This is a genomic window from Tsukamurella conjunctivitidis (genome assembly GCF_007858475.1).
In the GTDB taxonomy this organism is placed as follows: Bacteria; Actinomycetota; Actinomycetes; order Mycobacteriales; family Mycobacteriaceae; genus Tsukamurella; species Tsukamurella conjunctivitidis.
The window spans coordinates 1-512 of sequence record NZ_VIGX01000316.1; the positions used below are offsets into that span (position 1 = coordinate 1).

The following is a 512-nucleotide window of genomic DNA, read 5'->3' on the forward strand; positions in this document are numbered from 1 at the left end:
CGATGGGCGAGCCCTCCTGGCACGGATAGCGGAAGTCGACCCCGCGAACGACGATGTCGCCCGTGCCGTCGGACTCGCGGGGGGAGTCGGGGTCGGTCACCAGGGGAGCACGTTCGGTGATCATGAAGACACGCCTGGCGGAGGCGAAGGCCTGGTCGAGGTCCGCCTGGAAGTCCTCCACCGCGAGCATCGGAGCGAAGGACCCCAGGGTCACGCCCAGCGCCAGTCCCAGCTGGGCCAGCGAGATCTGCCCGCCACCGTACAGCGCCCCTGAGACCATGAGCATGACGACCATGGAGCTGGCCACCAGCAGCTGGTTGGCGCCCCTGCGCAGCGAGACGTATCGGGCTGCAACCGCCTGTGCGTCCCCGATGCGCCCTTCGATGTCCGCCATCTGCTGGGAGCGGGCGGCCTCGTGGTTGAAGGCGAGGACCTCGCGCACCCCCTGCACGGAGTCGGTGACGTGCTGGGCCAGTCTCCCGCGGTCGTCGCGGATCCGGCGGGCAGCTGCG

At 70.3% G+C, this 512-nt stretch carries 1 protein-coding gene; it reads right to left on the reverse strand.

The window, feature by feature from the left end; genetic code table 11:
- Nucleotides 1–512 (reverse strand): ABC transporter ATP-binding protein (locus FK530_RS25565; RefSeq protein WP_146489548.1); only part of this gene is annotated, 512 nt, incomplete at both ends.